At 37.1% G+C, this 14211-nt stretch carries 9 protein-coding genes and 1 pseudogene; 4 read left to right on the top strand and 6 right to left on the bottom strand.

Annotation, left to right across the window (positions count from 1 at the left end; genetic code table 11):
- Positions 1-44: 44 nt before the first annotated feature.
- Positions 45-2093 (bottom strand): LTA synthase family protein, encoded by a 2049-nt coding sequence (locus QFZ31_RS31430; RefSeq protein WP_373459891.1) that lies wholly within the window; start codon positions 2091-2093, stop codon positions 45-47.
- Between the two features lie 450 nt (positions 2094-2543).
- On the opposite strand from QFZ31_RS31430, the gene QFZ31_RS31425 reads away from it, so the two are divergent.
- On the top strand, positions 2544-2723 hold the full coding sequence (locus QFZ31_RS31425; RefSeq protein ID WP_307310895.1) for an H-type small acid-soluble spore protein: 180 nt from the start codon (positions 2544-2546) through the stop codon (positions 2721-2723).
- A gap of 60 nt (positions 2724-2783) precedes the next feature.
- On the opposite strand, the gene QFZ31_RS31420 is transcribed toward QFZ31_RS31425, so the two are convergent.
- Together QFZ31_RS31420 and QFZ31_RS31415 are read right to left on the bottom strand one after the other, a co-directional pair.
- Complete coding sequence (locus tag QFZ31_RS31420; RefSeq protein ID WP_306073733.1) at positions 2784-2936, bottom strand: hypothetical protein; 153 nt, start codon at positions 2934-2936, stop codon at positions 2784-2786.
- A gap of 118 nt (positions 2937-3054) precedes the next feature.
- Positions 3055-4209, bottom strand: a complete 1155-nt coding sequence (locus QFZ31_RS31415; RefSeq protein ID WP_307310892.1) for an acyl-CoA dehydrogenase family protein — start codon at positions 4207-4209, stop codon at positions 3055-3057.
- 276 nt (positions 4210-4485) lie between these two features.
- Here QFZ31_RS31415 and QFZ31_RS31410 point away from each other — a divergent pair, with 276 nt between their 5' ends.
- Both QFZ31_RS31410 and QFZ31_RS31405 read left to right on the top strand, forming a co-directional pair.
- On the top strand, positions 4486-5985 hold the full coding sequence (locus tag QFZ31_RS31410) for a NarK/NasA family nitrate transporter (RefSeq protein ID WP_307310890.1): 1500 nt from the start codon (positions 4486-4488) through the stop codon (positions 5983-5985).
- Positions 5986-6189: 204 nt separating this feature from the next.
- Positions 6190-7491 carry an MFS transporter gene (locus QFZ31_RS31405; RefSeq protein WP_307310888.1) on the top strand — a complete coding sequence of 434 codons (1302 nt, stop codon included), beginning with the start codon at positions 6190-6192 and terminating at the stop codon, positions 7489-7491.
- A 66-nt stretch (positions 7492-7557) separates the two neighbouring features.
- Here QFZ31_RS31405 and fdhF read toward each other — a convergent pair whose 3' ends face one another.
- Together fdhF and QFZ31_RS33910 are read right to left on the bottom strand one after the other, a co-directional pair.
- Positions 7558-9477, bottom strand: coding sequence for a formate dehydrogenase subunit alpha (fdhF, locus tag QFZ31_RS33915; RefSeq protein WP_373459945.1), 1920 nt, complete (start codon positions 9475-9477; stop codon positions 7558-7560).
- A pseudogene (locus QFZ31_RS33910) lies at positions 9454-9639 on the bottom strand (hypothetical protein); the annotation flags it as partial. The pseudogene QFZ31_RS33910 and the gene fdhF, both read right to left, overlap by 24 nt.
- Positions 9640-9855: 216 nt before the next feature.
- Here QFZ31_RS33910 and QFZ31_RS31390 point away from each other — a divergent pair.
- Positions 9856-11241 (top strand): IS1182 family transposase, encoded by a 1386-nt coding sequence (locus QFZ31_RS31390; protein WP_307301853.1) that lies wholly within the window; start codon positions 9856-9858, stop codon positions 11239-11241.
- Between the two features lie 211 nt (positions 11242-11452).
- Here QFZ31_RS31390 and QFZ31_RS31385 read toward each other — a convergent pair whose 3' ends face one another.
- Positions 11453-13996 carry a PAS domain S-box protein gene (locus tag QFZ31_RS31385; RefSeq protein WP_307310886.1) on the bottom strand — a complete coding sequence of 848 codons (2544 nt, stop codon included), beginning with the start codon at positions 13994-13996 and terminating at the stop codon, positions 11453-11455.
- Positions 13997-14211 lie beyond the last annotated feature (215 nt).

Below are 14211 nucleotides of genomic sequence, written 5' to 3'. Positions count from 1 at the left end.
CTTCATCTTCAATGAAAGCCCCTCTTTACTTTTATATTCATTTATTATTCATTTGCAGTTTCGCTTGTTTTTATGCTTTCTGTTTCCGTCTCTGCTTCACTGGTACCTTCCAGAGAATCAGTACTATCAGTATCCGTTATACCTTCTGTGTCCTTTACCTCTTTTTTAGCTTTTGGAGCTAAATATTCGAAGTCATTTGGATTTATAGGAGTATATCCCTCAGGTTGGTAAAAGCGTAAAAGGTCTTTATAAACAATTTCGTCAGATATTTGAAGCTCTGCAGCTGCTTTATCTGCTATTTCCTTACATGCGTCAGTACCTTCGAGTAATTCTCCCGTTACGTTACTGTAGCATTTACCCTTGACCTGAACAATTTCAGGTGAAACAAAATCACCATTCCTAAATAAAGCCCAATTTCGGTGGTCTGGAGATAGTAAATCAGACCCAAGTTCCATATAATCTTTTGTATCAATTCCTAATAAGTGTAGGATTGTTGAACGAACGTCAGCCTGACCTCCATATTGCTGCTGAACTCCACCTTTTACTCCAGGAACGTGAATAAATAAAGGAACGCGCTGTAAGCCAGTATTTAAAGTTGGAGTGATTTCCTCAACACCAAGTACTTTTGCCATCGCTTCGTTGTGATTTTCCGAAATACCGTAATGGTCACCATACATGACAATTACAGTATTATCGTATAAACCTGAAGCTTTCAGATCATTAAAGAACTGTTCAATCGCTTCATCCATATAATGTGCTGCTTGGAAATACTGGTCGACTACTTTGTCGCCTGTGTCGCCTGCAGGAAACTCAGTATCCTCAGGATCCATTTCAAATGGAAAATGGTTTGAAAGAGTTAAAAACTTTGTATAGAACGGCTGCGGTAAGCTCTTTAGTAATGGCATTGATTCAGTAAAGAATGGCTTATCCTTTAAACCGTAATTCTTAGTATTTTCATCTGTCATATTGTAATATTCCGCGTCAAAAAATTGATCGTATCCTAATGCCTTGTACATCACATTTCGGTTCCAGAATGTTTTATAATTTCCATGGAACGAAGCGGAATAGTATCCATTGCCTTTTAAAATTGCCGGCATTGCCTGATAGGTATTCTGTGCTTTGTTGACAAATACAGCACCTTGAGCCATTGGGTATAATCCATTTTCCATCAAGAATTCCGCGTCCGATGTCTTTCCTTGACCAGTTTGATGAAAGAAGTTTTCAAAATAAAAAGCTTCATTCCCGTGTACTAAGGAATTCAGGAAAGGTGTTACTTCCTGTCCATCGGGCATTTTATAATCGATTGCAAAGCTCTGGAGTGATTCCATTGCAATATATACTACGTTCATTCCCTTGGCCTTACCAAAATATTCAGGGTTAGGTGCTGCGAAATTAGCTTTCCGGTAATTCTCAACATCTGTAATATCACTGCTGTCTGCAAGTGCACGCTGACCTGAAGATTTAATGTTTTGAATGACATCATAGATGGTAAAGTTATAGGCACCCAAATATTTTACTAAGTAATTCCGATCAAATGAACGACTCAAAAGCTGTGGTCGATCCTTTTCAGCCAAACCAAGATTAAATAAGAAAACAGTGACTGCAAATAATAAGACCACTTTAAATGACCTTTTATGTTCCACCACAGCCTTCTTAAAAACAGTGGCAGCAAGGATAATTAAAATAAAGAAATCCAAGAAGTATAAGAAATCAAATGGAGACATTAGAGAGAGAGCACTATCTCCCAATTGTCCTGCATTGGTTTTCGTTGACATCAATACGGGAACCGTAATAAAGTCGCTAAAGAATCTGTAATAAGCGATATTCGCGTACAATAAAAACGAAAGAATAAAGTTCATTACAATCAATACTAATTTCATACGTTTTTTGAAAAGTAATGCTAAACCAAAAAAGAACAATGCTGAACTTAGCGGGTTAATGAATAAAAGGAACTTTTGTAGGTTATTATCAATTCCAAGTGTGAATTCAATTTGATAAGCTGCATAGGTTTTTAGCCAGAATAAAACAACAGCAATTGCAAAGAAAGCAATCGATCCATTATTTTTTATTTTAGGCAGTTTAATCTTTTTCATTTCTATTTCTCCTCTCACTTACCAATGACCCTTCGGTAAACGAACCTCAATAACTATAACATATTTCTATAAAAATAAAAACAAAACCCTTCCCATTAATACCCAATTTTCTTTCGTCAATTTTCACAATAGTTAGGTATTAAATTATTATTACGATAAGCTTGGTCAATTTAATCTGAAAGCTTAAAATTTATCATGATATGAACTTCTTTTATATAAGACGGTTAGAAGCTCATTAAGTTTCATTTATTTAGGAGGGATCTTTTTCTAAGTAATCATAAACCGTAATTTTAGGGCATGCAATATGATTTTAGTCTTATCTTTTACAGAATATAATACAAGCTATCCTTTTAGAACTATTTATAACGGAGAAAAGCGGTTACATTTTATACGAATTAAATTCCACATAAAGGTAAAAATAAAATGACACTGAAAAGAGGAGTGAAAGAAATGAATGTTAATCGTGTAAAGCAAATTCTATCGTCTTCTGCAGATATTGAAGTGAAATATAATGGAGCTTCCGTCTGGATTGATCAATTAAATGAGGATGGAAGAACCGCAACTGTTCACCTCAGAGGCCCGCTTGAAGAACGTTCGACCGTAGAAATCGGAGAACTTATCGAAGAATAAAAATACCACCACCTTTTCTTTAAAGGTGGTGTATTTTTTTATATGCCAGTCCAATTCTGCCTAAATCATGTCTTCGTTTTCCTTATCTATGTCTCTTGGCTGCGGTTTAACTTGTTGATCAAAACCTTTACTAAGGACCTCTCTTGTATTTGTGCCTACGTCTATTTTGGTATTAGACTTAGGAAGCTGACTTAATTCCTTACCTCTTGGCATTGTCTTCACCCCTTATAGTTAAAATGTTCAAGGTGCGGGCAAATTAATCACCCAAATATTATAAAGGATGTTACATGTATCATAGTAAAGAAACCAGCCTTAAAGGTTGGTCTCTTCACTACTTTCCTATATTCTGGATAGCAGTATTTGCTAAGAGTTGGATGGTCATGTCATCCATCGGGGGGTTGTGAAGTCCCGCTCTGACATCTCGATAGAACCGCTGCAGAGGATTTTTTAAAGATAAACTTCTCGCTCCCACTAATCTCATTGCCAAATCCACTACTGTGATGGCATTATTCGTAACCGTTAATTTTGCAGCTCCTAAAGTAGGACCCATCCTCGCTCTGCTCTGCTCTTCAGATTCATCCCATTGCTTCGCTACAGCATGTAAGAAATACTCTGATTCGATCAACTTCAATTCCATTTCCCCTATTTTTTGTCGAACGTTGGGTAAATCTATAATGGTACCCTCGACACTATTAGGAGAATATTCTAAAGCAAATTCTATCGCATATTTTTTTGCTGCTTTTGCAATCCCAAGATAGCAAGCTGGAATATGCAGGAGCCAGCCACTTGCTTTCTTCCCATCAATTCCAATCTGTTCAACAAAATATTCTTCTGGAACAGATACATTTTGCAAGATTAAATCATGACTTCCTGTTCCCCTCAGGGCAATACTATCCCACGTTTCTTCAATCAAAATCCCCTTTGCAGATCTGGGAATAAGGAAGTTTCCTACCAGCTTTGTATCTGTTAAAGTGGCACTAACAATGAAATAATCTAAAACAGGTGCCATAGTAGTAAAAGTTTTTCTACCTTTAATAATCCACTGATTTCCTTCTTTATGTGCAGTGGTTTCAGGTCTACCACCTCGGGTTGGACTTCCTGTTCTCGGCTCTGTAGCTGCACTATTGATTAAAGATCCATTTAAAACGTCGCCACAGATCTTTTTAAAAATACTTTCATTCCAAGAGTTTTTTTCTGAGAGGTTTTTAATAATCCCCATATGCCAGCCAATGGATAAGGCCGTCGCTCCGTCCCCCTCAGCAATTTTTTCTTGAAAACGCAGCATGTCATATAGTGAAATTTCTATCCCGCCATACTTCTTTGGAACAGTTAACGAGGTATACCCTGTATCTTTTAAATCTTGAATATTTTCAAATGGGAAACTTCCATCGATATCAACCTGATGAGCTCTTGAGAAAAATCGTTTTGATAGATTATTCATCAGCTCTAACTGTTCTCCAAATGTTTCTTTTTCTTGAAATTTCATAAAATCCCCTCCGAACTATACATGTTATAAGGATTAACCTTCCCTTTGTATAATGATTTGAGTATGATATTACACGAATGAGGAGTTTTTTTCCATTTTAAAAGAATTTAATACTATATTAATAGTTTAGTGTGATAACTCACAGTTAAATATCGAAAATTGTTCTATAATACACTAAGAAAAATTCACCAAATTGTCTATTTATATGAAAAAATTCGGTTGTATAGGATTTTTATGGAAATACTACACTTATTGGAAATAAAGGGGGGATTCCAAATGTCTCAAGGTGCAAAACAATTATATCTTCAAACCACTAGCCTGGTGGCTGGTTTTATGGTCTGGGTGCTAATTTCCTCACTCATGCCTTACATTCAAGCAGATATCAAACTATCATCAACTCAAATATCTTTGGCAACTGCAGTACCAGTAATTCTTGGGTCCTTGTTAAGAGTTCCGATTGGTTATTGGACAAATCGATTTGGTGCTAGGTCAATATTTTCAATTAGTTTTATTATCTTATTGTTGCCCATTGGGATTCTAAGTATTGCTAACTCGTTATTTATGTTAATTTTGGGCGGATTGATGCTTGGTATTGGCGGAGCAGTATTTTCTATCGGTGTTACTTCACTGCCCAAATATTATCCAAAAGAAAAACATGGCTTTATTAATGGAATTTATGGTGCTGGTAACATTGGAACTGCACTTACATCGTTTGCTTCACCTGTTCTAGCAAATGCATTTGGGTGGAGAACGACGATTCAAATATTCCTTGTTGTTGTTTTAGTCTTTGCTATTTTGAATTTTCTTTTTGGTGATAAGAATGAGAGAAAAGTTAGCAATCTATTAACGGACCAAATTAAAGAAGTTTATAAAAATGAAAAGTTATGGTTTTTAAGTTTATTTTATTTCATCACGTTCGGATCGTTCGTAGCATTTACTATCTATTTGCCTTCATTCCTAGTCAATCATTTTGACTTGGAGAAAGTCGATGCCGGATTACGTACTGCTGGCTTTATTGCTTTGGCTACTGTATTTCGTCCAGTCGGAGGGTGGCTAGGAGATAAATTAAATCCATTTTTTATCTTAATGGGTGTTTTCACCGGACTGACTTTTGCCGGTTTTCTATTGGCCTTTACTCCATCACTGCCCATTTATTCGTTTGGATGTTTATTCGTAGCTATTTGTGCAGGACTGGGGAATGGAACAATTTTTAAATTAGTACCTTTATATTTTTCGAAACAAGCAGGAATCGTAAATGGTATTGTCTCTGCAATGGGTGGGCTTGGTGGCTTTTTCCCCCCAATCATTTTGACTATTCTCTTTAATTGGACTGGACATTATGCTATCGGTTTCATGTCGCTTTCAGAGTTTTCATTAGCTAGTTCAATATTAGTCGTCTGGCTCTACTTTCGTGAAAAACAGGACATTTCCGCAAAAATTGTCAATAATGCTACTGACGGAATAACTGTTACGGATAAAAATGGAATTATTCAAAGCGTGAATCCCGCTTTCACCAAAATTACCGGATACACAATGGATGAAGTGATAGGTAAAACACCTAGTGTCCTTCAATCAGGAGAACATGATAATGCTTTTTATAAAAAGATGTGGGATAGTTTGATCAATGCAGGCTACTGGGAAGGGTTCATTTGGAACAAACGAAAAAATCTAGAAATCTATCAAGAATGGTTAACCATTACCGCAATTAAAGACGACAGTGGTGAAACAAAGAATTATGTTGCTATGTTTCATGAAGTGGATGACCAAAAGAAATAAGACCTTCTTCGGAGGGTCTATTTTTATGCAAAAAAATGAGATTCAGCGTAAATTATTACAACTTTTTGACTTTCACCCTAAGTTCACAGTTCCTTCACTATTTTTGTGACGTTCGTCACAAAAATCATGTTGGCATGTGTTTTATAGTGAATACACAAAGAACATCCACTTATTAAAAAATGTGGATTTAGGGGAGAGATAAATATGGCACGAATTAATTATTGGAATCCTGAGGATGAAAAGTTTTGGAACTCAGAAGGAAAAAAACACGCAAAACGAAATCTTTGGATTTCAGTTCCATCATTAATGCTTGCGTTTATTGTTTGGCAGATTTGGTCTGTGGTGGCAATAAGACTCAATGATATTGGCTTTGCTTTTACAGATGAACAATTATTCACACTAGCAGCGATACCAGGTCTTGTTGGTGCAACCCTTCGATTTGTTTATACTTTTGCAGTCGGTTCAATTGGAGGTAAAAACTGGACAGTCATTTCAACAGGCGTGTTAGCTATTCCTGCTATTGGTATTGGATTCGCGGTACAAAATCCGGATACTCCTTTTTCAATTATGTTATTGTTAGCAGCACTTTGTGGACTTGGTGGAGGTAACTTTTCATCATCCTCCGCAAATATTAGCTTTTTCTTTCCGAAAAAAGAAAAAGGTACTGCTTTAGGTATTAACGGCGGTTTAGGAAACATGGGTGTTTCCGTTGTACAATTTGTCACACCATTAATCGTTACAACTGGTGCTTTCGCATTTGCTGGTAAAGGTCAAGTATTAGCAAACGGTCAACAAATATGGTTACAAAATGCTGCATTCATCTGGGTCATTCCTATCGTGATTATGACATTACTGGCTTACTTTAAAATGGATAATGTTCCAGGTGCTAAACAATCAGTAGCTGATCAATTTGTAATTGTAAAACGTAAACACACTTGGATTATGACAGTACTTTACATTGCAACATTCGGTTCATTTATTGGCTACTCAGCGGCTTTCCCGCTTTTATTGAAGTCACAGTTCCCTGAAAATATCTCACTTGCCTTTCTTGGTGCCTTAGTTGCTGCAGCTGCAAGACCTGTCGGCGGCTGGATGGCTGATAAATTCGGTGGAGCTAGAGTAACAGCTTATGTATTTGTTGTAATGGCAATTGGTGCATTAGGCGTTATTTACTTCTTAAAACTTAATGAGTTTGCTGGTTTCTTAGGATCATTCCTTGTTCTATTCCTTGCTTCAGGTATTGGTTCAGGTTCAACATTCCAAATGATTCCAACCATTTTCATCCCTAAAGAAGCAGCACCTGTTATTGGTTTCTCTGCTGCATTTGCAGCTTATGGTTCTTTCTTAATTCCTAAGCTTTTTGGATGGAGTATTAATACAACAGGTTCATACGTAACAGCGTTCTATTTCTTCATTGGTTTCTATGTCATTGCGTTTACACTAAACTATTTCTACTACCAAAGAAAAACCACAGAAGTTAAGCAATTGGTTAAACAAGCCGGATAATCCCCGGCTTGTTTTCCTTTTTTGTTCTATATAAAAAGCACGGAAAATTCATTCCGCGCCTTCTGTTTATATTCGTGAAATAGCAACTGCACAAGCTTTGTATTCTGCCGTCCCTGAAATCGGGTCATATTCGTTTAATGTTAGGACATTCGTTGGTGTTTCACTCCAGTGGAAACTCATGAATACAAGTCCAGGAACGACTTGATCGGTAATCTTCGCCTTAACCTTTAGCTCTCCTCTACGAGATCGTACTTCTACCACATCACCGTCGGTTATCCCAAGTACTCGAGCATCGTCCGGATGAATATCAACGGTTTCTTCTGTTTGCTTCACCTTCACTCCCGCAGCATAATAGCGAGTCTGCGAATGTGTATTATAAGACTCATAACGTCTTCCAGTTGTTAGTGTAAATGGAAACTCTTGATCAGGAAGTTCCAATGGCGGTGTGAAATCAACCGGAACAAAAGGTGATTTTTTTACAATCGACTCCTGATTATGAAATCTCTCATGCATAACAAAGGTTCCGGGATGGGCATCAGTTGGACATGGATAATGGATACTGTATTCCTTCTCAAGTCTTTCGTAAGAAATACCACCATACATCTCCCAAGCAAGTTTTCTCACTTCATTCCAGATTTCCTCACTATTTGAATAGTTCATTGGATATCCCATTATGGTTGAAAGCTCACAAAGAATAACCCAATCTTCTTTTACATTTGGCCCAGGCTCTATCGCTTTGCGGACCCTTTGAATTCTCCTATCCGTATTCGTGTATGTTCCATCAACCTCTCCCCATGAACAAGCCGGAAGAACAACATCTGCCATTTTTGCAGTTTCTGTTAGGAAAATATCCTGAACAATTAACAAGTCCAGCTTTTTCATTAACTCTTTCGTATGGTTCATATGAACATCCGCAAGCAATGGATTTTCTCCTATGATGTAAAGCGCCTTTAATTCACCATTTTCTAGTCTGTCAAAGGTTCTCGTTTGTGTATCACCTACATTAGGATTGAGGATGACATTCCATTCTTTCTCATAGCGTTCACGGTACTCATCATTCACTAAACTCATTGCACCTGCCAATTGGTTTGGCAAACAACCCATATCCCCTGCGCCTTGGACGTTATTTTGTCCTCGTAACGGCATAATTCCTGTCCCCTGCTTACCTATATTGCCTGTCAATAAAGCAAGATTCGCTATATCAAAGACATTATTCACACCACAATGGTGCTCCGTAATCCCAAGCGTATAAGCAATCATCGAACCACTCGAACTAGCATATTCCCTAGCTGTTGTTACAATATCCTCAGCACTCAAGCCCGTAATGGAAGCAGCATGTTCAGGTGTGTACTGGTCAACATGTTTTCTTAATGACTCAAAATCGATTGTAAATTGCTTAATAAACTCTTCATTATATAAGTTTTCTTTAATAATCACCCGCAGGAAAGCATTTATCAGTGCTATATCTGTCCCAACATTGATTTGGAGATGCCGATGAGCAAATTTCACCATGTCAATTTTTCTCGGATCAATAACAATTACCTTTAAACCATTTTTTATTGCTCTTTTGATTCGGTTTGCTATGATTGGATGGGCCTCGGTCGTATTCGAACCCATTAGCAGCAATACTTCTGCTCTATCAAAATCCTCTAACGTATTCGTTGGGAAACCGCTTCCAAATACAGTTGCCAGACCGGCAACACTCGGAGCGTGTCAAGTACGGTTACATCCGTCGATATTGTTGCTGCCTATCACAGTTCTCATGAACTTTTGCGTAATGTAATTGGACTCATTTGTGGTTCTCGCACAGGCAAACATCGAAATCGCATTTGATCCCCATGTATTTCTAATACCTGACAATTTGTCTGCAATAATTTGGTAGGCCTCATCCCAAGTTGATTCAACTAATTTCCCCGCTTTTCGAATCAGCGGATTACTTAATCTATTGTTTGAATGAACATATTCATAGGCAAAAGCGCCTTTCACACAGGTTTGCCCTTTGTTAACAGGTGCCTCTTTGTCACCGCGAATTTTCATTATTCGATTATCTTTTACCTCAAGTACTAAACCACAGCCTGTGCCGCAATAACCGCAAATAGTTTTGACGAAATTTGCTTCTCCCAAATTTTCCCCTCCTAAATTAAACATTTATACTTATATAAACATATTAATCTATTCAACCAAAAAGTAGCTTAATTATTTTAAAAAATAATTGTCTATTTTTTGAAAAAAAAAAAAACAGAAGATAAAATCTTCCCAGGCTGTCGAGAAAATCTCGACAGCTATTATTTTTTGTAATTACTTTAATGATTCACCGCGTTAATATGCTATAATATACATATAAATAACAGGACGGTGGATAGAATGTATAAGCCAAAAAGAGAAATACAAAACGAAGCTGAATTTGTTTTTATTGATGATTTAGTACCGCAAGATCACCTATTAAGGAAGGTGGACAAGTATATTGATTTTTCTTTTATTGGTGAGAAGGTCCGTCCTTTTTATTCAGAAAATAACGGGCGTCCTTCGGACCCTATACAGCTCTTTAAGATGATGTTTATCGGATATTTTTATGGCATTCGTTCTGAACGACAATTAGAGCGTGAAATTCAGACGAATGTGGCCTATCGATGGTTCTTAGGATTAAAGCTAAACGATACAGTTCCCCATCATTCCACCATTAGTTGGAATCGGCGAACCCGTTTTAAAGATACAAATATATTTCAGGAAATTTTTGATGAGATTGTCTTCAAAGCAATTAACCACAAGATGGTTGGAGGAAGAGTTTTATTTTCCGATTCCACACACCTTAAAGCGAATGCAAACAAACATAAATTCTCTAGAGTTGAAGTGGAAGTTGAAACACGTGAATATGTAGAAGATTTAAACAAAGCTATTGAGGAAGACAGGAGAGATCATGGAAAAAAGCCTTTAAAGGAAAAGGAGGAGGTGACCGAGAAAAAGGAAATACGACTGAGCACAACTGATCCTGAATGCGGGTTTATGTCACGAGAGAATAAACAGGAGATGTTCTGTTATCTTGATCATCGAACTACCGACATGAAGTTCAACATCATAACTGATGCGTATGTTACACCAGGAAATGTTCACGATTCTGTCCCCTATCTTTCACGGTTAGACCGTCAGGTCGAACGTTTTGGATTTAAAGTAGAAGCTGTGGCACTTGATTCGGGTTACCTGACAAATCCGATTTGTAAAGGACTTAATGAACGCAATATTTTTGGAGTTATCGCTCACAGAAGATATCAATCAACAAAAGGGTTATTTCCTAAATGGAAGTTTACATATGACAAAGATAGAGATTTGTATGTTTGTCCAAATGGTCAGGAGTTACAATATCGTACAACTACAAGAGAAGGTTATCGGGAATATAAGTCAGATCCTAAAAAGTGTACTAACTGCCCACTCCTGCCTGAGTGTACAAAATCTCAAAATAAAACAAAAGTAGTTACCAGACATGTTTGGGAGGAACATAAGGAAAAGGTTCGACTTAACAGACTTTCAAAGTCAGGTAAAATACTATATAAATTTAGAAAAGAAAAAGTAGAGCGAAGCTTCGCAGATTCAAAAGAACTGCATGGGCTTCGCTATTGTAGGTTACGGGGATTGCAAAATGCGAGTGAGCAAGTGTTACTTACCGCAGCATGCCAAAACATGAAAAAGATTGCCACGCACTTAGCCAGGTTTGAAAAAGTGTGTGGCAATCTCCAGGTTCATTCCCCCTGTTGATTGGAGCGGAAGGTGCGAAGACTCCTGCGGGAGTACGGGGCTGGGGAGACCCCGCAGGCGCTTAAGCGCTGAGGAGGCTCCCCGGCACGCCCGCGGAAAGCGAAGCAACTGGAGCGGAAATCAACAGGCCTTTGGGCAGGCCAGAAAAATAAAAATTGCCGAGAAAGATACCTTTCTCGACAATCTGAGAAGATAAAATCTTCCGTTTTAATCATGCTGGTTTTGCGGGTAAAAGGATATTAAAGGTAGTGCCTTTATTTGGCTCACTTTCAACGAACACTTTTCCATTATGATTTTCAATAGTTTTAAAACTGACCATTAATCCTAGTCCGTTACCATTTTTCTTGGTTGTATAGAATGGTTCACCAAGCTGATTTAGTTTTTCTTTTGGTATTCCGACGCCTGTGTCCTGAATCGAGATTTGGACATTGTTATCACGAATCATGGTTCTAACATGCAATTCGCCGCCATTTGGCATGGCTTCGATACCATTTTTAATAAAGTTTAAAAACACCTGCTTTAAACGGTTTTCATCACATTCAATCTGGATAATTTCATGTGGGCAATCTAATGAAAGCTTCACATGCTTCTTCCTAGCTTCAAATTCAAGTAGTGATACTACATTTTTAATTACTGGAACCACATTCTTTTCTTCTAGTTCAACCATCTTCGGTTTTGCCAATACCATGAAATCCTCCACAATCGTATTGACCCGTTCAATTTCATCGAGAATAATATTAATAAATTCTAAACGTTCGGGGTCCTTTTCATCTAATGTAAGGAACTCTGCATATCCTTTCATCGATGTAAGCGGATTGCGAATTTCATGCGCTACTCCTGCTGCTAATTGTCCAACAGCCGCCAACTTATCTTGACGATGGACAATCTCTTCTGTTTTCTTTCGTTCCGTAATATCATTACGAATCGCTACATATTGGTATGGCTTCCCATTTTCATTCAAGAAAGGAACAATGGTTGTATCTACCCAGTAGTATGTTCCATCCTTTGCTTTATTTCTTATTTCCCCCTTCCAAACTTTCCCTTCCCCAATTGTTTTCCATAGATCTTTGAAGAACAGCTTGGAATGATGCCCAGAATTTAGGATGTTATGATCTTTCCCAATAATCTCTTCACGGCTGTATTTTGAGATTTCACAGAATTTATCATTTACACTTGTAATGATTCCTCTGGCGTCTGTAAATGCCACAATCGTAGATTGATCAAGTGCAAAGCGGATGTCTGTATTATCCTTAATTGATTCTCTTAAGTGATCTTCTGCTTTTTTTCGATCGGAAATATCAGTACGAATGGCAACGTATTGATAGGGCTTCCCATTTTCATTTAAAAAAGGAACAATGGTTGTATCTACCCAATAAAGTGTTCCATCTTTAGCGCGGTTGCATATTTCGCCTTTCCACACCTCTCCCTGACCTATCGTCCGCCAGAGTTCTTTAAAAAATTCCCGTGAATGGTAGCCTGAATTTAATATCCTGTGATCCTCACCAAGTAATTCCTCACGACTGTATTTCGATATTTCGCAAAACTTATCATTTACACTTGTAATTTTTCCATTTTGATCGGTAATGGCAATTATGGAAGATTGGTCGAGCGCAAAGGTGATATCCCTAGTTTCTTTAATAGATTCCAACAATGCCTTTTCTGCATTCTTACGATTGGAAATATCAGATCGAATAGCAATATATTGAACTGGATTCCCTTTTTTATCTAAGAAAGGAACAATGGTAGTATCCACCCAATAAAGAGAACCATCTTTGGCTTTATTTCTAATTTCTCCCCGCCAAATTTTGCCAGTTTGAATGGTTGACCATAATTCCTGAAAAAATTCTTTTGAGTGATATCCTGAATTCAATAGGCGATGGTTCTTTCCGATAATTTCTTCCTTACTATATTTAGAGATTTCTTCAAATTTATCATTTACAAATATTATCGTCCCTTTAGCATCTGTAATAGCCACAATTGTCGAAGCATCTAAAGCCGCTTTGATATCCTTCAAGTTCGTATCGGATTCGGCAAGCTGCTTACTAATCAACGTACTTGAAGCAATTAACCCGCTAATAATTAAAACTGTGACAAATAAAACTAAATATATTAAAAATGTCTCTTCATTAATGGATTCATTTAAATTATTATTGTTTGAAATAATGGTTGAAGCTCTTTTTAAAAGAAAATGCCCTTCTGCAATGGCGCCTGAAATTATCAAAGCACTAATTGGTTTTAACCAAGTTTGACTTCCTTTTGAATAGGTTTTTGAAGAAAAAAGGATCCATAAAGCAAATAAAAAAGACCCAAATATCAATAGTCCGGAGAATATAAAAAGCGGAACATTGTATTCGATCGTCAGGTTCATTGCATATATACTTATTATATGGATAGCAAAAACACCGGTCGTTAAGAACAAACTCGCAATAAATAAATGAATCCTTCTTATAACCCTCCTAAACAGAGGAATGAAAGCCATCCCTGAAAAGGCGATCCCAATAAAGATTGACAAAATCGTCAGGGGTATTTGGTAACTTGAAAAGCGGTTTATATCAGCCGCTATTAACCCTAGGAAATTCATTACCCATATGCCAACCCCCATTGCTAAAGAGCCGCCAAGCAATAAAAGCCTTTTACTATTCTTTGAATTTTTTATTAAGGTAAACATGTCTAAACCTGTATATGAAGCCATAATCGTTAATCCTATGGCAATAACAATTAAAAATGGATGAAATTCCGCTGACACTGTATCCATTTACAGCATCCCCCCTTTTACCTAATCTCTTTTTACTTTGATTGTAATGGAAACCATTACTGCAGGGAAATGTTTTTGTTCACAAAATTGTCGAATTTATATTATTTTAACCATATATAACTGTTTTCCACATACATAATTTGAAGCCTGCATGCACAAAATTAAAATGCAGGATAAATGTTTCATTTTTCAAAAAAAATAAAATATTTTCAAAA

It is taken from the genome of Neobacillus niacini, from assembly GCF_030817595.1.
GTDB classification, from domain to species: domain Bacteria; phylum Bacillota; class Bacilli; order Bacillales; family Cytobacillaceae; genus Neobacillus; species Neobacillus niacini_G.
The sequence above is the reverse complement of the archived record's forward strand: the minus strand, read 5'-3'. Positions and strand labels throughout refer to the sequence as shown.

Excerpts from the sequence above, each read along its gene's own strand:
- QFZ31_RS31415 (WP_307310892.1), bottom strand. The coding sequence starts at position 4,209 with ATGAAATTTCAAGAAAAAGAAACATTTGGAGAACAGTTAGAGCTGATG.
- QFZ31_RS31420 (WP_306073733.1), bottom strand. The coding sequence starts at position 2,936 with ATGCCAAGAGGTAAGGAATTAAGTCAGCTTCCTAAGTCTAATACCAAA.
- QFZ31_RS31410 (WP_307310890.1), top strand. The coding sequence starts at position 4,486 with ATGTCTCAAGGTGCAAAACAATTATATCTTCAAACCACTAGCCTGGTG.
- QFZ31_RS31425 (WP_307310895.1), top strand. The coding sequence starts at position 2,544 with ATGAATGTTAATCGTGTAAAGCAAATTCTATCGTCTTCTGCAGATATT.
- QFZ31_RS31405 (WP_307310888.1), top strand. The coding sequence starts at position 6,190 with ATGGCACGAATTAATTATTGGAATCCTGAGGATGAAAAGTTTTGGAAC.
- QFZ31_RS31430 (WP_373459891.1), bottom strand. The coding sequence starts at position 2,093 with ATGAAAAAGATTAAACTGCCTAAAATAAAAAATAATGGATCGATTGCT.
- QFZ31_RS31390 (WP_307301853.1), top strand. The coding sequence starts at position 9,856 with ATGTATAAGCCAAAAAGAGAAATACAAAACGAAGCTGAATTTGTTTTT.
- QFZ31_RS31385 (WP_307310886.1), bottom strand. The coding sequence starts at position 13,996 with ATGGATACAGTGTCAGCGGAATTTCATCCATTTTTAATTGTTATTGCC.